The sequence below is a fragment of the Inquilinus ginsengisoli genome (assembly GCF_050434925.1).
GTDB lineage: Bacteria > Pseudomonadota > Alphaproteobacteria > DSM-16000 > Inquilinaceae > Inquilinus > Inquilinus ginsengisoli_B.
In genome coordinates this window covers 3,014,752-3,033,228 of the sequence record NZ_JBNDJK010000001.1, presented here as the reverse complement: position 1 = coordinate 3,033,228, position 18,477 = coordinate 3,014,752, and the positions used below count along the sequence as shown (strand labels likewise).

The 18,477-nt window shown below is 68.5% G+C and carries 14 protein-coding genes; 3 read left to right on the top strand and 11 right to left on the bottom strand.

Going from position 1 to position 18,477, the window contains the following annotated elements:
* Nucleotides 1–21: 21 nt before the first annotated feature.
* Genes QFZ27_RS14355 through QFZ27_RS14335 form a run of 5 tightly spaced genes read right to left on the bottom strand, consistent with a single transcriptional unit; the run spans nucleotide 22 to nucleotide 5,160 of the window.
* Nucleotides 22–894, bottom strand: a complete 873-nt coding sequence (locus QFZ27_RS14355) for an aspartate/glutamate racemase family protein (protein WP_429227072.1) — start codon at nucleotides 892–894, stop codon at nucleotides 22–24.
* A 37-nt stretch (nucleotides 895–931) separates the two neighbouring features.
* A complete protein-coding gene (locus tag QFZ27_RS14350) occupies nucleotides 932–1,834 on the bottom strand; it encodes an ABC transporter permease (RefSeq protein WP_429227071.1) in 903 nt (300 codons plus the stop codon).
* Nucleotides 1,834–2,766, bottom strand: coding sequence for an ABC transporter permease (locus QFZ27_RS14345; protein WP_429227070.1), 933 nt, complete (start codon nucleotides 2,764–2,766; stop codon nucleotides 1,834–1,836). Before QFZ27_RS14345 ends, QFZ27_RS14350 begins: the two co-directional genes overlap by 1 nt.
* 60 nt (nucleotides 2,767–2,826) lie before the next feature.
* A complete protein-coding gene (locus tag QFZ27_RS14340; protein ID WP_429227069.1) occupies nucleotides 2,827–4,116 on the bottom strand; it encodes an ABC transporter substrate-binding protein in 1,290 nt (429 codons plus the stop codon).
* A 12-nt stretch (nucleotides 4,117–4,128) separates the two neighbouring features.
* Complete coding sequence (locus QFZ27_RS14335) at nucleotides 4,129–5,160, bottom strand: ABC transporter ATP-binding protein (protein ID WP_429227068.1); 1,032 nt, start codon at nucleotides 5,158–5,160, stop codon at nucleotides 4,129–4,131.
* 240 nt (nucleotides 5,161–5,400) lie between these two features.
* On the opposite strand from QFZ27_RS14335, the gene QFZ27_RS14330 reads away from it, so the two are divergent.
* Nucleotides 5,401–6,126 carry a GntR family transcriptional regulator gene (locus QFZ27_RS14330; RefSeq protein ID WP_429227067.1) on the top strand — a complete coding sequence of 242 codons (726 nt, stop codon included), beginning with the start codon at nucleotides 5,401–5,403 and terminating at the stop codon, nucleotides 6,124–6,126.
* Between the two features lie 190 nt (nucleotides 6,127–6,316).
* Here QFZ27_RS14330 and QFZ27_RS14325 read toward each other — a convergent pair whose 3' ends face one another.
* Entirely contained in the window at nucleotides 6,317–6,925 is a 609-nt protein-coding gene (locus QFZ27_RS14325) for a hypothetical protein (RefSeq protein ID WP_429227066.1), read from the bottom strand.
* A 148-nt stretch (nucleotides 6,926–7,073) separates the two neighbouring features.
* Here QFZ27_RS14325 and dinB point away from each other — a divergent pair, with 148 nt between their 5' ends.
* Nucleotides 7,074–8,333 (top strand): DNA polymerase IV, encoded by a 1,260-nt coding sequence (gene dinB / locus QFZ27_RS14320; RefSeq protein ID WP_429227065.1) that lies wholly within the window; start codon nucleotides 7,074–7,076, stop codon nucleotides 8,331–8,333.
* 3 nt (nucleotides 8,334–8,336) lie between these two features.
* Here the strand turns inward: dinB and QFZ27_RS14315 are convergent, their stop codons facing one another.
* Nucleotides 8,337–8,651, bottom strand: a complete 315-nt coding sequence (locus QFZ27_RS14315) for a hypothetical protein (RefSeq protein ID WP_429227064.1) — start codon at nucleotides 8,649–8,651, stop codon at nucleotides 8,337–8,339.
* A gap of 643 nt (nucleotides 8,652–9,294) precedes the next feature.
* On the opposite strand from QFZ27_RS14315, the gene QFZ27_RS14310 reads away from it, so the two are divergent.
* On the top strand, nucleotides 9,295–12,276 hold the full coding sequence (locus QFZ27_RS14310) for a M10 family metallopeptidase C-terminal domain-containing protein (RefSeq protein WP_429227063.1): 2,982 nt from the start codon (nucleotides 9,295–9,297) through the stop codon (nucleotides 12,274–12,276).
* A 59-nt stretch (nucleotides 12,277–12,335) separates the two neighbouring features.
* Here the strand turns inward: QFZ27_RS14310 and ligA are convergent, their stop codons facing one another.
* From ligA to lpxC, 4 genes are all read right to left on the bottom strand, one after another.
* Nucleotides 12,336–14,480, bottom strand: a complete 2,145-nt coding sequence (ligA, locus tag QFZ27_RS14305) for an NAD-dependent DNA ligase LigA (protein ID WP_429227062.1) — start codon at nucleotides 14,478–14,480, stop codon at nucleotides 12,336–12,338.
* Nucleotides 14,477–16,156, bottom strand: coding sequence for a DNA repair protein RecN (gene recN / locus QFZ27_RS14300; RefSeq protein WP_429227061.1), 1,680 nt, complete (start codon nucleotides 16,154–16,156; stop codon nucleotides 14,477–14,479). The genes ligA and recN overlap by 4 nt, the downstream gene beginning before the upstream one ends.
* Before the next feature lie 4 nt (nucleotides 16,157–16,160).
* A complete protein-coding gene (locus QFZ27_RS14295) occupies nucleotides 16,161–16,991 on the bottom strand; it encodes an outer membrane protein assembly factor BamD (RefSeq protein ID WP_429227060.1) in 831 nt (276 codons plus the stop codon).
* A gap of 225 nt (nucleotides 16,992–17,216) precedes the next feature.
* Nucleotides 17,217–18,182, bottom strand: coding sequence for a UDP-3-O-acyl-N-acetylglucosamine deacetylase (lpxC, locus tag QFZ27_RS14290; RefSeq protein WP_429227059.1), 966 nt, complete (start codon nucleotides 18,180–18,182; stop codon nucleotides 17,217–17,219).
* Between the last annotated feature and the right edge of the window lie 295 nt (nucleotides 18,183–18,477).

Below are 18,477 nucleotides of genomic sequence, written 5' to 3'. Positions count from 1 at the left end.
CAAGCGCCACAAGCTGAGCCGCTACGTGATCGAGGTGTTTCCCGACGTGACCGGCGCGAAGCCACCCGCATAGGGCTTCGGCCGCGGCGGGGCGTAGCCGCCGGTCTTGGCGGTGCGCAGGCCGAGCCTGGCCAGGGCTTCGACCAGAGTGACCGCGGCGGCGACGCCGTCGACCACCGGCACGCCGTGCCGCGCCGAGAGCCGCGCGGCCAGGTCGGCCATGCCGGCGCAGCCGAGCACGATCGCCTCGGCCCGGTCGCTCTCCAGCGCCGCCGCGATCTCGGCCGAGATCCGCTCTTCGGCATCCGAGCCAGGGCTCTCCAGGTCGAGGACCGGGATCTCCGCCGCCCGCACTCGGGCGCAGCGGGCGGCCAAGCCATAGCGCTGCAGGTTCGCCTCGATCACCGGGATCGAACGCGTCAGCGTCGTCACCACCGAGAACCGACCGGCCAGCAGCGAGGCGACATGGAAGCCGGCCTCGCCGATGCCGACCACCGGCGCTGTCGCGAGGCTGCGGGCGGCGTCCAGCCCGGTGTCGTCGAAGCAGGCGATGACGTGGCCGGCGACGCCGCACGCCTCGCCCCGGGCGATCTCCTGCAGCAGGCCCGGAACCGCCAGCGCGCCGTCGACCCAGCCCTCGATCGAGGCCGGGCCCGTCTCCGGGTTCACCGCGGTGACGCGGGTGCCCGCCGCCGCGGCGGCCGCGGCGGCGGCCCCGATCTTGGCGGTCATGCCGGCCGTGGTGTTCGGGTTGACGACGAGGATCTCCATGTCGGTCAGGCCGCCCGAGGCATGGCTGTTCCCCTTGCTGTCATTGCCGGGCTTGACCCGGCAATCCAGGCGCCACCGAGAGCGGCTCTTGCCGCCCTGGATGCCCGGGTCAAGCCCGGGCATGACAGAAAAAGGGAAACCGTCATCACTTCATCCATCTTCACACCAGCCCCTTCCCGGCGTCGGTGCCGTGGCGGGTGCGGCGGCGGCGCAGCAGCGCCATCAGGCCGAGCGCGGTCAGCACCACAGCCAGCGACACCGCCGTGGTCACCGTGCCGAGAGCGTAGATCTCCGGCGTCGTCACCGTGGTGGTCAGGCCCTGCAGCTCCAGCGGCAGGGTGTTCTGCTCGCCGATCGCCTGCGACGACCGGGCGATCTCGTCCCATGACAAGGTGAAGCCGAACAGCCCGACCCCGACCACGCTGGCGCCGATGATCGGCAGCACGACATGGCGGAAGCTCTGCCAGGCCGAGGCGCCGAGGTCGCGCGCGGCCTCCTCGTAGCGGCGGTCGAAGCGGTTGAAGACCGCGAACATGATCAGCAGGCCGAACGGCATGGTCCAGGTCAGATGCGCGCCGAGGCCGGAGCGGAACAGGCCCATGGTGGTGGTGAACTCGTCATTGATCCAGGCGATGTCCCAGCTTTCGCCCAAGGCTTTGATCGCTTCGTCGAGCAGGCGGAATTCCAGCGCGATGCCGAGCGAGACCACGATCGACGGCATGATCAGGCTGGCGATGGCGGTGTAGAACAGCGCCGACTGGCCCGGGAAGCGCCGGCGGAAGGCCAGGCCCGCCATCACCGAGAAGGCCATGGTCAGCCCCATGACCACGAGGCCGAGCTTGAGCGAGCGCCAGAAGGCGGCGCCGATCTCGACCACGCCCATCCCGGCCCACAGCTTCTCGAACCAGAAGGTCGAGACGCCGTTCATCGGGAAGGTCAGCCCGCCCTGAGGGCCCTGGAAGGACAGCACGAAGATGGTCAGCGTCGGGCCGTACAGGAACAGCACGAACAGGGTGAAGACGGCCGCGAGGACGTAGAAAGAGAGAGGGCGCCCCTCGCGCATCACAGCTCCTTCCGGATGTCGACCAGCCGGGTCAGGGCGACGATGATCATGATCACCACGGCCAGCAGGATCACGGCATTGGCCGCCGCGGCCGGGAACTGCAGGTAGCTGAGCTGGACCTGGATCACCTTGCCGACCGAGGCGATCTGCTGTCCGCCCATGACGCCGACGGTGACGAAGTCGCCCATCACGATGGTGACGACGAAGATCGAGCCGATGACGATGCCCGGCTTGCACAGCGGCACGATCACGTTCCACAGGATCTGCCAGCCGCTGGCGCCGGCGTCGGCCGCGGCCTCGATCAGCGACCGGTCGATGCGCAGCATCGAGTTCAGGATCGGCACGATCATGAACACGGTGAACAGATGGACGAAGGCCAGCACCACCGAGAATTCGGAATAGAGCAGCCCGTCGATCGGCCGGTCGATCACGCCGAGGCCGAGCAGCCCCTGGTTGACCAGCCCGTTGCGGCCGAGCAGCGGGATCCAGGAGATCATCCGGATCACGTTCGAGGTCCAGAACGGGATGGTGCAAAGCAGGCACAGCACGATCTGCATCGCCGTGGTCCGCACATGGAACACCAGGAAATAGGCGATGGTGAAGCCGAGGCCGAGGGTGATGGCCCAGACCATCGCCCCGATCTTCAGGGTCGAGAGATAGGTCTTGAAGGTGGTGCACAGCTCCGGCAGCGCGGTCAGGCAGCCATCGAAGGCCTCGACATAGTTGCGGAATGTGAAGTCCGGCACGATCGAGTATTCGGTGTAGTCCCAGAAGCTGACCACCACCGTGACCGCCAGCGGCAGCACGAAGAATAGCAGGAACACCAGCATCATCGGCGCCGCCTGCAGGAACGCCGTGAAGCGGCCGGAGGGTTCGGCCCGGGGCGCCGCGGCGGTGCGGATGGGTGCGTCTTCCGCGGAGATGGCCGTCATGGTCGACATCCTTCAGCGGCGCAGGTCGGGTTCCGAGCCCGACCTGCGCGGGCGATCATGCTAGGCGGCGATGAAGGCGTTCCACTTGCGGACCATGTAGTCGTTTTCGTCCATCACCGCGTTCCAGCAGGCGACGCCGCCCATGCGCGCGTCGTAGGAGCCGCCGTCGCGCACCGCGCCGGCCTTCTCCATGACCGTGCCGTCCGGCGCCTTGATGTCCTGGGCGGCCGGCTTGCCCTCCATCCAATAAGCCCATTCATAGGGCTCCATATTGGCCTTGGCGGTCTCCAGCACCGCCGAGTAGTAGCCCTGGCGGTTGAGATAGGCGCCGGCCCAGCCGGACAGGAACCAGTTGACGAACTCGTAGGCGGCGTCGAGCTTCTTGTCCTTCAGGGTCTTCGGCAGCCCGAAGCCGGAGGCCCAGGCGCGGTAGCCTTCCTTCAGTGGCTGGAAGGTGCAGGCGATGCCCATCGAGCGGACCTTGGTCACGGCCGGCGACCACATCGACTGGATCACCGTCTCGCCCGAGGCCATCAGGTTGACGCTCTCGTTGAAATCCTGCCAGAAGGCGCGGAACTGGCCGGCCTGCTTGGCCTCGGTCAGCACCTTCATGGTCAGGTCGATCTCCTCCTTCGTCATGTTGCCCTTGTCGGCATAGGTGTGGAGGCCGGCCGATTCCACGACCATCGCCGCGTCCATGATGCCGATCGACGGGATGTTCAGGATCGAGGCCTTGCCCTTGAATTCGGGGTTCAGCAGTTCCTTCCAGCTCTCGATCGGCCGGCCGATCAAATCGGGCCGGATGCCGAGCGTGTCGGCGTTGTAGGTGGTCGGGATCAGGGTGATCCACTCGGTCGGCTCGGTGGCGAAGGTCTTGCCGTTCTTCTCGGGCAGATAGAACACCTTCTTCGGCGCGGTGCCCTGGTCGCCGATCTTCTTGCCGTTCAACTCGCCCTTGGTGAAGACGGTCGAGATCTGGTCGACATATTTGATCCGCTTGGCGTCCATGCCCTGCAGGTTACCGGAGGGCAGCAGCTTCTTCAGCGAGAAATATTCGCTGTCCACGAGATCGAAGGAGTTCGGCTGGGTGACGATGCGCTTGGTCACCTCGTCGGTGGTCACCGGCACGTATTCGATGATGATGCCGAGATCCTCCTTCGCCTTCCTGGCGATGTCGGCGCTCTGGTTCACCGCGGTGCCGAGATAGCGCAGCGTCACCGGCTCGGCCGCGATGATCGCCGGGAAGCCGGTGATGGCGCGGCTGCCGACCAGTGCGCCGGCCGTCGCGGCCGTGGTCTTCAGCAGGGTGCGGCGGGAGAGGCCGCGCTTGGTATCCTTAGTATCCGCCATGGTGGAGCCTCCTTAGGGTTGGGGGCGATGGTCGCCGCGCCCCGCGGCATCGGGGAGAAGGGGGTGGATGTCCTGGTCGGCCCAGGCGACGGCGATGCGGTCGCCCGGCGCCACCGGGTCGGCGAAGAAGGCGGCCTCGGGCAGCCAGGCCAGCATGTCCGGCGCCAGCGCGCAGGCGAAGGCGACATGGACGGTGGCGCCCTGGTATTCGACACCCTGCACCATCGCCTCGACCGCCCCGTCCGGCACGCCGGCACCATTGATCTTGTTCAGCCGCAGCCGGTCGGCGCGCAGCGTCGCCAGGCGGCCGCCGAGGGTCACGACATTGTGGCCGCCGATGAAGCGGGCGACGAATTCGGTGGCCGGCTGGGCGAACAGGTCCCGCGGCGGGCCGGCCTGCTCGATCCGGCCGCCCTTCATCACCACGGCGAGGTCGGCCAGGGCCATCGCCTCCTCCTGGCTGTGAGTGACGTGGATGAAGCTGATACCGAGCTCCAGCTGCAGCCGCTTCAGCTCGGCTCGCATCTTGATCCGCAGGAAGGGGTCGAGGGCCGAGAGCGGCTCGTCCAGCAGCAGGATCTGCGGCTGGGTGATCAAGGCCCGGGCCAGGGCCACGCGCTGCTGCTGTCCGCCCGACAGCTGCGCCGGCAGCCTTTCGCCATAGGCCTCCATCGCCACCAGGGCCAGGAGCTCCGCCGCCTTGGCCCGGCGCTCGGCCTTCGCCACGCCACGCATCTTCAGGCTGAAGGCGACGTTGTCGGCGACCGAGAGATGCGGGAACAGGGCGTAGGACTGGAACATCATCGCCGTGCCGCGCCGGGCCGGCGGCCGGTCGGTGACGTTGGCGGCGCCGAGGATGATGTCGCCGTCCGACACCGCCTCATGCCCCGCGACCATGCGCAGGGTCGAGGTCTTGCCGCAGCCGGAGGGACCGAGCAGGCAGCAATAGGTGCCGGCCGGAATCCTCAGGTCGATGCCGTCCACGGCGACGGTGCCGCCATAGCGCTTGGTCACCTTCACCAGCTCGAGATCTGCGCCGCGCATGCCGCTCTCCCTTTCGGGACAGCAAAGGAGCAAGCGGCGTGCCAAGCGACCAACGCCTCGATTCCGCCACGCAAACACACGTCGCGCACCGGTAACCGCCTACGCTTTGGGCAACTGCATACGCAAGACCCTAGGATTGTGCACAATCCTGATCGGACAAGAATACAATCTTGAGCCCTGCCGATCCCCATGGGATGGTGGGCCGGACGAGTCGCGGCCGCGCCGCGCCGGAGCGGAAGAATGGACACGATCGAGACCGTCGGCACCTTGGCCGGAACCCGCGACATCCCCGACCGCGGTGCGCGGTCGGCGGCGATCTACCGCTCGATCCTGGATGCGATCGTCGAGCACCGGTTGCCGCCGCGCACCAAGCTGTCGGAGGACGAGATCGGCACCGCGTTCGGGGTCAGCCGCACCATCGTCCGCTCCGCCCTGCAGGCGCTGGCGCATCAGCATATGGTGGTGATCGAGAAGAACCGCGGCGCCTTCGTCGCGGCGCCGACGGTGGAGGAGGCGCGCGAGGTGTTCGAGGCCCGGCGCACGCTGGAGGCCGCGATCGCGCGCCGCGCCGCCGAGTGCACCGTGCCGGACGACATCGCGCGGCTGCAGCGGCACCTGGCCGACGAAGCGGAGGCGCTGCGCCGGGGCGACCGGCCGCGCGCCATCCAGCTGTCCGGCCTGTTCCATCTCGGCATCGCCGAGATCGCCCGGCAGCGGGTGATGGAGCGGTTCCTGCGCGAGCTGGTGTCGCGCGCCTCGCTGGTCATCGCTCTCTATGGCCGCAGCGGCGTCTCAGCCTGCGGCAACACCGAGCATGAAGCCATCCTGCAGGCCCTGGCCCGGCACGACGCCGACCGCGCCGGCGCCGCCATGCTGGCCCATCTGACCCATATCGAGCAGGACCTCGACCTGGCCCCGGCCGAAGCCGGGCCGGTCGACCTGGCCGCGGTGCTACGGGGGCGATAGCAGTCCGAGCGCTCGCCCGAGCGCGTTCGATACAGCGGACGGGCCAGCCCCCCTCACCCGAAATCGCTGCGCGATTTGGACCTCTCCCCAAGGAGAGGTGTCGGGGCCGCAGCTGGTATTCCCCTCTCCCCGGGGAGAGGGAGGGGCCTGGCCCGCTTGGGCCGGGAGGGCGAGGGGAATGGCGCCGGCCTCACTCCAGCGAGATCATCGCGGCGCGGCGGCTGGTGACCTGGTCCCGGATCCTTGCCTCCGTTGCCGCCTTGGCGCGCCGGTGCTCACGGTGCATCTCGAGCAGGTCGGCGATCCAGCCGCCCGGGCGGAAGGCCTCGACCGCCGTCGGGTGCCAGTCGTCATAGGCGGCGCCCGCCCGGTTCACCATCGACACGCCGAACACAATCTCGCCGGCCGACGACAGATGGGCCTCGCCGTGGCTGTCGCCGCGCGGGTCGGGATGGAGCGACCGCTCCTTGAAGGTGATGCCGTAGCGCCGCCCCCGATAGGCGAAGTCGACGGCGAAGTCCTTCATACGGTCGGCGACCATGGCGAGCTCGGTAAAGTCCGGCGGGACCGGCTTGCCATGGCATGACCAGGCGGCGAAGCGGCGGACGTCCCAGACCAGCGCGCACAGCGCCTCGCCGATGCCGCTGCTTTCCATGAAATGCTGTGCCTCGGCGACCTTGGCCCGGTCGGCCGCGGTGCAGGCGAGACAGGCCTCGCGCTCCTCCCGCTCGAGCTCGCCGGCTTTCTGCCGGAACTCGTCGACCAGGGACCGCCACTTCTCCAGATGAGCGTTTCCCATCGCAGCCCTCCTCCTTGGCTACATCCGAGAATGGTGCGCCATTTCCGCGGGAATGCAAGGGGTTGGGTGCCGATCGTGATGCCGGCGGCTTGACATTCCGATCGATAAGTTCTCTATTTGTTCCCATCAGCTGCCGCGGAGCCGACAGGTGACGGTTGGGACCGACACGACAGCCACCATCCTCCATGCGGATCTGGACGCCTTCTACGCGTCGGTCGAGCAGCTGCTGGACCCGGCGCTGCGCGGCAGGCCAATCGCGGTCGGCGGCGGGGTGGTGCTGGCCGCCTCCTACGAGGCCAAGGCTTTCGGCGTGCGCGGCGGCATGCCCGGCCGCCGGGCGCGCGCGCTGTGCCCGGGGCTGATCTTCGTCAGCGGGCATTTCAAGGAGTATCAGCGGCTGGGCGATGCCGCCATCGCTGTGCTCGGCGACTTCACGCCGCTGGTCGAGCGGATCTCGATCGACGAGGCCTTCGCCGACGTCGCCGGCTGCACCCATCTGTTCGGCCCGCCGGACGAGATCGCCCGGACGATCCGGCGGCGGGTGCGGGCGGAGCTGGGCCTGCCGATCTCGGTCGGCGTGGCCCGCACCAAACACCTGGCCAAGATCGCCTCGCAGGTGGCCAAGCCGGACGGGCTGGTCGTCGTCGACCCCGAGGCCGAGCCGGCGTTCCTGCACGACCTGCCGGTCGAGCTGATGTGGGGCGTCGGCCCGGTCAGCAAGGCGCGGCTGGCGGAGGCCGGCGTGCGTACCATCGGCCAGCTGGTGGAGATGCCGGGATGGTCGCTGGAGCGGCTGCTGGGCCGCGCCGCCGGCGAGAAGCTGTCGGCGCTGGCCTGGAACCGCGATCCGCGGGCGATCGAGACGCGGCGGCGGTCGCATTCGGCCGGGGCACAATCCGCGCTAGGCCGTAAGCCGGCCGAGGAGCGGGTGTTCGTGCCGGCGCTGCGCCATCTGGCGGACCGGGTCGCCACCCGGCTGCGGGCCAAGTCCCGGCCCGGCCGGACGGTGACGGTCCGCGTCCGCTTCGCCGATCTGCGCTCGGTCACCCGCGGCGTGACGCTCGACGCGCCGGTCTCGGCAACCACGATCCTGGCCGAGATCGCCGAGGAGCTGGTGCGCGGCGTCCTGGCGCAGCATCCCGGAGAGAAGACGATCTCGCTGCTGGCGATCTCGGTGTCGCATCTCGAGGACCGGCCGCAGCTGCAGCTGGAGCTGCCGCTCGGGCTCGCCGACGAGCGGCGCCGGCCCGGCACCCGCACAGGCATGGCGCGCGGCCAGGCCGACCGGGCGATCGATGCGATCCGCGAGCGGTTCGGGTGGCAGGCGGTCGGATACGGCTCGGTCGTGCTGGGGTCGTCCCGATCCGTCCCCGACGCGTTCCGCGAGCTCGCCGAGAAGGACCTCTGACCGCTACGGCGAGGCGAGCCGGGTCGCCTCGGCGGCGAGCGGGTGGCTGGCATAGGTCCGGGCGAAGTCGCGCCAGGCCTCGGCGGTGCCGGTGCGGCGGGCGGCGTCGAAGGCGGCATAGACCGCGGCGTCCGGGTCGTTGGCCAGGGGGCGCGCGTCCGGGCTAGGCCGCTGCTGCAGCCGGCGCCACGCCTCGTCCGCCAGGGCCGTCTCCGGATGCCGCGCGATGAAGCGGATCAGCGCCGCGTTCGAGCCGTCGTCGACCGCCCCGCGGAACTCCTGGGCGAGCACCGCCGCGTCGTCCGGCGGCCGCGCCATGCCGGCCTGGACAATCAGTATTCCCTCCTCCCGGAGCTGCGCGGCATCGCCGTCCCGGAGAGCGGCGCCCCCCTGCGCTGACCAGGGCAACGCCACGAACAACACGGACAGTGCAAAGCAAATCGAAGGCCAGTTCTGGGCGTTCATCGGTCTCGGTTCCTTCGCGGACGCGCAGAGATGCTGGGGACGGCGCAAGACCGGCGGGGCGGCAGCTGCCATTTTCTTCCAGAAATATGGCGAATCCGTGGATTCATTCGAACATTGGACTTCAGGAATTAAATCATCATCGGCTAGGCCGACGCATCGATTTACTCATACAATTTCCGAATCCAATCGACTTCTTGCCCGCAATTGACGTTATGAATAATTTTATGTATAATCAGCGAAGTAGGAAAACACTGTTTGTCTTGGGACGTCTTACGATGCAGTAGGACCGGCAGCGGGGGGTAATCTACGCACCAGGGCGGGATTGCAACATCTTCGCGACACAATCTCCAGACATGCTCAATCTTGGCCGGAATGCGCGAGCGAACGACGCGTTCGGACCCTGAACGATCGTGCCTTCAATCAATAACAATCAAAAAAGAAGTTGCGGATCTTCACTCACAGGTTGCGGATCTTCACCATGTAGGGGAGACCCGGTATGAAATCGTCAAATATCCTTGAATACGATGCCTTGTCGTCCGACGGCGATCTCCTCGCCGATCCGGTGGCATGGTCGTCGATGCGGAAACTGTCGAACGACCTGCTGTACCACAATACATTCGCCGATGCGTCCCGCCTGGACGCGGTCCTGGCCAATGGTGGCGCCCTCGCTGTCGCCGTTCGCGCGGCGATCGGCGACCGGTCCGACGGCTTCGCGGTTCCCACTCACACCTCCGGTGCCGCGACCGGCGCGCCGAAGCCGGAGGAGAACGGCTCGGGTGACACCACCGCGGGCGTGGCCGCGTCCGGCAACCAGAACATCGACGGGCTTCTGAGCGGCGTCCGCTGGTCAGACGGCTCCATCACCTACAGCGATCCGGATGCGGTCAGCGACTACCAGGCCGGCCATCCGGAGGCGTTCAGCAATTTCGCTCAGATGACGGCGCAGCAGATGATCGCCGTCCATTTCGCGCTCAACGCTTCCATCTATACGCAGCCCTCCGGCTCCTACGGCTTCGCCGTCGAGGGGTTCACCAATCTCAGCATCACCTATGCAGGCGCCGGGTCGGGGGCCGGCACGATCCGCTTGGCCAACACCAGCAACCCCGGCACGGCCTACGCCTACTACCCGGCCAACCAGGTCTATGGCGGCGACGCCTTCTTCGGTCCCAGTGGCGACCTGCCGACGGCCGGCAATTACGACTGGCACACCGTGATCCATGAGATCGGCCACGCGCTGGGCCTGAAGCACGGCCAGGAGACCAACGTCTACGGCGCCCTGCCGGCCAATGTCGATTCGCTCGAATACTCGGTGATGACGTACCGCACCTTCATCGGCGACGACACCAGCGGCTACAATTACGAGACCTGGGGTGCGCCCCAGACCTTCATGATGCTGGATATTGCCGCCCTGCAATACATGTATGGCGCGGACTTCTCCACCAACAGCACCAATACGGTCTACAGCTGGAGCCCGACCACCGGCACGACCTTCGTCAACGGCGGCGTCGCCATCGCTCCGGGCGGCAACCGCATCTTCGCGACGATCTGGGACGGCGGCGGCGTCGACACCTACGACCTGTCGAACTACACCAGCAACCTGAACGTCAATCTGACGCCCGGCAGCCATTCCGTCTTCTCCTCGACCCAGCTCGCCTATCTCGGCGGCGGGCCGAACAGCGGCTATGCCCGCGGCAACATCTTCAATGCCCTGCTGTTCAACGGAGATGCCCGGTCCTATATCGAGAACGCCAATGGCGGCAGCGGCAACGACGTCATCTCGGGCAACGTCATCGCCAACACGCTGAACGGCAATGACGGCGCCGATGCGCTGTATGGCGATTGGGGTAACGACGTCATCAACGGCGGCGCCGGGAATGACTGGATCGAAGGCGGCTACGACGTCGACACGGTCAATGGCGGCGACGGCAACGACACCTTCGTTGTGCGTCTCGGGCAGTTCGCCGACAATGTCACGGGCGGCACGGGGGTCGACCTGCTCGACTTCAGCGCCGTTACCTCCTTCGGGTTGAACGTCAACCTTGCCGGAGGCGTCTACAACTTCACGACCCCTCATCCCGGGCCGTACACCGTCACCGGGGTCGAGAACGTCAGCGGCTCAAACTTCGCCGATACGATCATCGGCGATGCCGCAGCCAATTCCCTCTACGGCAACGGTGGCAATGACAGCATTGAGGGTGGCGCGGGCAACGACGTCATCAGCGGCGGCAACGGCGACGACCTGATCCAGGGCGGTGACGGCAACGATACACTGACCGCCGGTTCCGGCAGGGACCAGGTCTACGGCGATGCGGGCAATGACCGCTTCTACGTCGAGGCCGGCTGGACGGGTGGTCTGGGCGAAGCCTTCTTCGGCGGCGCCGGGACCGACACCCTGGACGTGTCGACCGTGATCTTCACGCCCTTCGCAGCCTACATCAACCTGCAGGACGGCCTCTTCTACAACCTGAGCTCCGGCGGCGGCCAGATCCATCTGTCGAGCGTCGAGAACGCCATCGGCAACGACGAGAACGACCAGATCACCGGCTCCGGCGAAAACAACGTCCTGACCCTCGGCGCCGGAAACGACACCGCATGGGGGCTAGGCGGCAACGATACCCTCCTGGGTGAGGCCGGCGACGACGTGCTTCGTGGCGGGGCCGGGGCCGATGTGCTCAATGGCGGCGCCGGCATCGACCTCGTCAGCTACTATGAGAGCTTCGTCGGGGTCTCGGTCAGCCTCGTGACCAACACCGGTACCGGCGGCGAAGCCCAGGGCGACACCCTGGCCGGAATCGAGAACCTCTCCGGCAGCCAGGGCAACGACACCCTGGTCGGGAATGCCGGCGCCAACCGGCTGCACGGCTATGCCGGCACCGACGTGGTCCGCGGCGGGGCCGGGGCCGACGTGCTCATCGGCGGCGGCGGCGTCGACACCGCCAGCTACTTCGACAGCGGGGTCGCGATCTCGGTCAGCCTCGCCACCGGCCTGGGTGCCGGCGGCGATGCGCAGGGCGACACCCTGTTCGAGATGGAGAACATCTCCGGCAGCCAGGCCAATGACGGGCTGGCCGGGAATGCCGGCGCCAACGCCCTGCAGGGCTGGAACGGCAGCGACGTCCTCGTCGGCGCGGGCGGCACGGATACGCTGACCGGCGGTGCCGGGGCCGACCGCTTCTACTACTCGGCGACCACGGACAGCGTGGTTGGGGTCAATGCCGACCTGATCACCGACTTCAGCCATGCCCAGGTCGACCGCATCGACCTGTCGACGATCGACGCCAACACCGTCGTCGCCGGCAACCAGGCCTTCACCTTCGTCGGTGCCGGCCCGTACACCGGCGTCGCCGGCCAGCTGATCTACGCCAGCTCCGGCGGCAACACGGTCATCGGCGGCGACGTCAACGGCGACGGCAGCTCGGATTTCCACATCCGGCTCACCGGCGTCATCGCCCTCGTCGCGGCCGACTTCGTGCTGTGAACCAAGCAGAAGACGTCTAGGAAAAGCCTGTGACTCGCGAGGCCTGAGGCGGATACCCCTCAGGCCTCGTTCTTGTCCGGCGCCGTGCCTTCCCCTGCCCCGCCGATCAGGTCGAGCCATTCCTGCTCGGTCAGGGTGGTGACCCCGAGCTCTCGCGCCTTGGCGGCCTTGGAGCCGGCATCGGCGCCGACCACCAGATAGTCGGTCTTGCCCGAGACCGAGCCGGCGACCTTGGCGCCGAGCGATTCCGCCCGCGCCTTCGCCTCCGGCCGGGTCATCGTCTCCAAGGTGCCGGTGAACACCACGGTCTTGCCCGCCACGGCGCTGGATGTCGCGCGGCGGCGCACGAAATCCTCGATCGTCAGCTGCGCCTCCAGGTCGTCCAGCACCGCCCGGTTGTGCTCCTCGGCGAAGAAGGCCAGCAGGTCGTCGGCCACCGACGGGCCGATCTGGTCGATCGCGGTGAGGTCGCGCCAGGCCTCGCTGTCGCGGTCCTGCGCCGCCTCCATGCCGGCCCGCCAGGCCGCGAAGCTGCCATAGTGCCGGGCCAGCAGCTTGGCCGTCGCCTCGCCCACCTGGCGGATGCCGAGGGCGTAGATGGCGCGGTCGAGCGGGATGGCCCGCCGGGCCTCGATCGCCTCGAACAGCTTCTGTGCGCTCTTCGGCCCCCAGCCCTCGCGGTTGCGCAGCGGCGTCAGGCTGGCCTTGTCCTGCTCCTCCAGCCGGAAGATGTCGCCCGGCGTCTTGATCAGCCCGTCGGCATGGAAGGCGCGGATGTGCTTGTCGCCCAGCCCCTCGATGTCGAAGGCGTTGCGCGATACGAAATGGCGCAGCCGCTCCACCGCCTGGGCCGGGCAGATCAGGCCGCCGGTGCAGCGGCGGATCGCGCCGCCCTCCTCCCGCACCGCCAGGCTGCCGCATTCCGGACAGGTCTCGGGAAAGACGTATTCAATCGCCCCCTCGGGGCGGCGCTCCAGGATCACCCGGACGATCTGCGGGATGACGTCGCCGGCGCGCTGCACCACCACTGTGTCGCCGATGCGGACGTCCTTGCGCCGGATCTCGTCCTCATTGTGCAGCGTGGCGTTGGAGACGACGACGCCGCCGACGGTGATCGACTCCAGCCGCGCCACCGGGGTCAGCGACCCGGTGCGGCCGACCTGGATGTCAATCGTCTTCAAGACCGTCTGCGCCTGCTCGGCCGGGAATTTATGCGCCGTGGCCCAGCGCGGCGCCCGGCTGACGAAGCCCAGCCGCTCCTGCCAGTCCAGCCGGTCGACCTTGTAGACCACGCCGTCGATGTCGAAGGGCAGCGCCGCCCGCAGCGCCGCGATCTCGTCGTAATAGGCCAGCAGATCCTCGGCGCTGCGGCACAGCCGCGACGGCTCGTTCAGGCGGAAGCCCCAGCCGGCGAAGCGCTTGCGGATCTCCTCGATGGTCTTGCCCAGCGGCGCCGACACCTCGCCCCAGGTGTAGCCGAAGAAACGCAGCGGACGCGATCTGGTGATCGATGGGTCGAGCTGGCGCAGGCTGCCGGCGGCGGCGTTGCGCGGATTGGCGAAGATCGGCTCTCCCGCCTCGGCCCGGCGGGCGTTCAGCGCGGCGAAGTCGCTGCGGTCCATATAGACCTCGCCGCGGATCTCCAGGATATCCGGCGCCTCACCCTTCAGTCGTTGCGGCACGTCGTCGATGGTCTTGACGTTGGCGGTGACGTCCTCGCCCTCGCTGCCGTCGCCGCGGGTCGCGGCCTGGACGAGGCGCCCCATCTCGTAGCGCAGCGAGCAGGACAGGCCGTCGATCTTCGGCTCGGCCATGATCGCGACCGGCCGTTCCGGGTCGTCGCGCAGTTCCTTGATGAAGGAGCGGACCGAGCTGAGGAAGTCGTGCACATCCTCCGGCGTGAAGGAATTGCCGAGCGACAGCATCGGGATGGCGTGGCGGATCTTCTTGAACCCGCTGCTCGGCACCGCGCCGACCTTGGCCGACGGGCTGTCCGGCCGGATCAGCTCGGGATACAGCGCCTCCAGCTCGGCGTTGCGCTGGCGCAACGCGTCGTAGTCCGCATCCGAGATTGTCGGCGCGTCGTTCTGGTGGTAGGCGACGTCATGGCCGGCGATCTCCGCCGCCAGGGCTTCCAGCTCCGCCGCCGCCTCCTCCGGCGTCAGCGCATCCACCGGCCGGCCGCGCAGATCCTGGTCGCTCATTCCCGCCTCCCCAGCAGGCTGTCCGCCGCCGCGCGCGCCTCTGCCGTGATCTTCGCCCCGGACAGCATCCGCGCGATCTCCTCACGCCGCTCCTCCGCCGTCAATCCCGCCACCTGGGTGACCACGGCGCCGCCGCGATCGGCCTTGCGCACCTGCCAGTGATGGTCGGCGCGGGCCGCCACCTGCGGGCTGTGGGTCACCACCAGCACCTGCACCTGCTGGCCCAGCCGCTTCAGCCTTTCGCCCACCGCGTCGGCGACGGCGCCGCCGATGCCGGCATCGACCTCGTCGAAGATCATCGACGGCAGGGTGCCGGGCGTGCCGCGCTGATGCACCAGCACCACCTTGATCGCCAGCATGAAGCGGGCGAGCTCGCCGCCCGAGGCGATCTTGCCGATCGGCCCCGGCGGGCTGCCGGGATTGGCCGCGACCAGGAAGGTGACGCGGTCGAGGCCGGCCGGGCCCCACTCGGCCTCCGGCAGACGACCGACATCGGTGACGAAACGGGCGCGCTCCATCTTCAGGGGCGGCAACTCGGCTTTCACCCCCGCATCCAGCTTCGACGCCGCTTTGCGGCGGGCCTTGGACAGCGCCTCGCCGGCCTGGACATAAGCGGTGCGGGCTTCGGCGGCGGCCGCGGCCAGGCGCGCCAGCACCGCCGCCCGGTCCTCGACCAGCGCCAGCCGCTCGGCGAATTGCCGGCGCAGCTCGGGCAGCGCCTCGGTCTCGACCCCGTGCTTGCGGGCCAGGGAGCGCAGCGCGTAGAGCCGGTCCTCGAGCCGCTCCAGCTCGCCGGCGTCGAGATCGATGTCGGCGGAGAAGCGCTCGATCGCGGTGACGGCCTCGGCGGCCTCGTCCAGGGCGCGCCCGAGCTGGTCCAGGATCGGGTCGAGGCGGCCGGCGGCGCGGTCGGCGATGCGCTGCAGCGCCCGCTGCGCCGCCACCAGCGCCCGCTCGGCGCCGCGGTCGCCGGACAGCTCGGAGAGCGCGGCGGTGACGCCCTCCATTACCTTCTCGCGATGCTGCAGCAGGGCGCGGCGCTCGGCCAGTTGCGCCTCCTCCCCCGGCTCCGGCGCCAGCGCCTCCAACTCGTCGACCGAATGGCGCAGGAAGCCTTCCTCGGCCTGGGCCCGCTCGGCCTCGGCCAGCGCCTCCTCCTGCCGCCGCTGGGCGCCGCGCCAGGCATCCCAGGCCTTGGCACAGGCGGCCGCCAGCGCTTCGGCACCGGCATAGGCGTCGAGCACGTCGCGATGGGTCCTGGGATCGAGCAGCCCCTGGGTCTCGAACTGGCCGTGCACCTCGACCAGCCCGGCGCCGATCTGGCGCAGCAGGCCGATCGACACCGGCTGGTCGTTGACGAAGGCCCGGCTGCGCCCGTCGGCGCCGACGCTGCGGCGCAGCACCAGCGCGTCGTCGACCGGCAGCTCCTGCCCGGCCAACAGCGCCTTGACCGGATGGCCGTCGGGCAGCAGGAACTCGGCGCTGACGGTCGCGGTCTCGGCGCCGTGCCGCACCAGCCCGGAATCGCTGCGGCCGCCGAGGGCGAGGCCGAGCGCGTCGAGCAGGATCGACTTGCCGGCCCCGGTCTCACCGGTCAGCGCCGACAGGCCTTCGGCAAAGCCAAGCGAGAGCTGTTCGATCAGAACCACATTCCTGATCGAAAGTCCGGCCAGCATGGGATCAGAAAATCGACCCGAGGGTGCGGTCGAAGAAGTCCTTGTCGTCGGGCGGGCGGATGCCGGAGCCGGTCAGCAGCGCATAGGCATCCTGGTACCAGGGGTCGCCCGGGTAGTTGTGGCCGAGCACCGCCGCGACGTGCCGCGCCTCCTCCTTCAGCCCGAGCGCGACATAGGCCTCGACCAGCCGCTCCAGCGCCTCCGGCACCTGGCTGGTGGTCTGCCAATTCTTGACCACGCTGCGGAAGCGGTTGATCGCCGCGTTGTATTCGCCGCGCTTCAGGTAGAAGCGGCCGATCGCCATGTCCTTGCCGGCAAGCTGGTCGTAGGTCAGGTCCAGCTTCAGCTTGGCGTCGCGGGCGTAGTCGCTGCTCGGGAAGCGGGTGATGACGTCGTTCAGCGCATTCGTCGCCAGCTGGGTGATGCGCTGGTCGCGCTCCACATCCGAGATCCGATCGTAGTAGCACAGCGCCTTCAGGTAATAGGCGTAGGCCAGCTCCTCGCTGCCCGGATGCAGGCTGATGAAGCGGTCCAGCGCCACGATCGCGCCGTCATAGTCGCCGCGCTGATAGCTGGCATAGGCCGACATCAGCTGGGCCTTGGTCGCCCAGGTCGAATAGGGGTGCTGCCGCTCGACCTCGTCGAACCGGGCCGTTGCCGTCTTGAAGTCCCGCTCGTCGAAGGCCTGCTGCGCCTGGGAATACAGCGCCTCCGGCGGCTGGTCCGCGGCCGGCTTCGCAGTGTCGGAGGAGGAACCGCCGCAGGCGGCGAGAAGAACGGCCGGCAGGACGAGCCCGACCCGCGCCAGGTGGCGAAACTGCAGACGCTTGTTCACTCGATCATCGCCTTCGGTTCTGTCCGGGCCCCTATATACCCACCCCGAACGCGAATGGCGAGACGCCTTCCCGCGGGCAGACACACGTCGTCCCCGCAGGTTTGCCCGCAGGCAAACCTGCAGCCTCACGCGTTTGCGGGATTCCGAGCATGCGCAACGATAGCATGCCCGGAATCCCGCAGGGCGCAATAGCGAAGAGGGACAGCGGCGGCAAGCGGAACGGGATCAGGCGGCGTTGGCGGTGGGCAGCGCAGCGGCGGCAACCGCGGGCCGGGCCCAGGGCTCGGCCGCGGTCTCGGCACCGAAGCTGGTGTCGTAGCACCAGGCGGTGTCGTCGGCGAACAGCGCCCGCAGCAGCTGGTTGTTCAGCGCGTGGCCGGCCTTGTAGCCGTGGAAATGGCCGAGGATCGGGGCGCCGGCGAGATACAGGTCGCCGATCGAATCGAGGATCTTGTGGCGCACGAACTCGTCCTCGTAGCGCAGGCCCTCGGCGTTCAGCACCCGGTCGCCATTGACCACGATCGCGTTGTCGAGCGACCCGCCGAGGGCGAGGCCATGACGGCGCAGCGCCTCGACCTCCTGGGCGAAGCCGAAGGTGCGGGCGCGGGCGATCTCGGTCTTGAAGTTGCCGTTCGACAGCCGGATCAGGCCTTCCTGATGCGCGATCGCACGGCTCGGGAAGTCGATCTCGAAGCTGTAGGTGGTGCTGGCCGACGGCGTCAGCCGGGCCCAGCGGTCCTCGGCCGTGACCTCGACCGGGCGCAGCACGCGGATGCTGCGGCGCAGCGCCGGCTGGCTGACCAGACCGGCACATTCGACCAGGAACACGAAGGGGGCGGCGCTGCCGTCCATGATCGGCACTTCCGGGCCGTTCAGTTCGACCACCGCATTGTCGACGCCACAGCCGCGCAGCGCCGCCATCAGATGCTCGATCGTGCCGACCGAGACGCCCTGGGCGTTGCTGATCACGGTGCACAGCCGGGTGTCCGACACCTTGTCCCAGCGCGCGCTGATGCTGCGCCGGCCCTGGGGGACGTCGGTGCGCACGAAGACGATGCCGGTGTTGATCTCACCGGGGCGCAGCACCATGGTGACGTCCTGCCCGCCATGCAGGCCGACGCCGGTGCACTTGATCGCGGTCTTCAGCGTCTTCTGCGTTGCCGCACCCGATTCCGCCGAGAGATGAGCCACGATTGGGGTGTCCTTCGCTTCGCTTAACATGCACTTCGCAGCACAAAGCGCTGACAAAGCTTCCCTTTCGGGACGAAGGCACCCTAGACCCCTCGGCGCGCCAGAAAAAATCACACTTTGTTTCGGACTGTTACGTGCCGGCGTTCGGGTTGCGACCGCAGATGCAAGCGCGTCCGCGCATTCACGCGCGGACGCGCGCAGACCCCTCCCCTCACCCCCCTCCCGCAAGGGGAGGGGGAGTGTGGAAGGCTGCGTTCGTTGGTGCTGGAAGTGGGCCGATGGGTGAGCTGCGACG

Coding starts and splice junctions, on each gene's coding strand:
- QFZ27_RS14355 (WP_429227072.1), bottom strand. CDS start 894: ATGCCCGGGCTTGACCCGGGCATCCAGGGCGGCAAGAGCCGCTCTCGG.
- QFZ27_RS14350 (WP_429227071.1), bottom strand. CDS start 1,834: ATGCGCGAGGGGCGCCCTCTCTCTTTCTACGTCCTCGCGGCCGTCTTC.
- QFZ27_RS14345 (WP_429227070.1), bottom strand. CDS start 2,766: ATGACGGCCATCTCCGCGGAAGACGCACCCATCCGCACCGCCGCGGCG.
- QFZ27_RS14340 (WP_429227069.1), bottom strand. CDS start 4,116: ATGGCGGATACTAAGGATACCAAGCGCGGCCTCTCCCGCCGCACCCTG.
- QFZ27_RS14335 (WP_429227068.1), bottom strand. CDS start 5,160: ATGCGCGGCGCAGATCTCGAGCTGGTGAAGGTGACCAAGCGCTATGGC.
- QFZ27_RS14330 (WP_429227067.1), top strand. CDS start 5,401: ATGGACACGATCGAGACCGTCGGCACCTTGGCCGGAACCCGCGACATC.
- QFZ27_RS14325 (WP_429227066.1), bottom strand. CDS start 6,925: ATGGGAAACGCTCATCTGGAGAAGTGGCGGTCCCTGGTCGACGAGTTC.
- QFZ27_RS14315 (WP_429227064.1), bottom strand. CDS start 8,651: ATGGCGCGGCCGCCGGACGACGCGGCGGTGCTCGCCCAGGAGTTCCGC.
- QFZ27_RS14310 (WP_429227063.1), top strand. CDS start 9,295: ATGAAATCGTCAAATATCCTTGAATACGATGCCTTGTCGTCCGACGGC.
- ligA (WP_429227062.1), bottom strand. CDS start 14,480: ATGAGCGACCAGGATCTGCGCGGCCGGCCGGTGGATGCGCTGACGCCG.
- recN (WP_429227061.1), bottom strand. CDS start 16,156: ATGCTGGCCGGACTTTCGATCAGGAATGTGGTTCTGATCGAACAGCTC.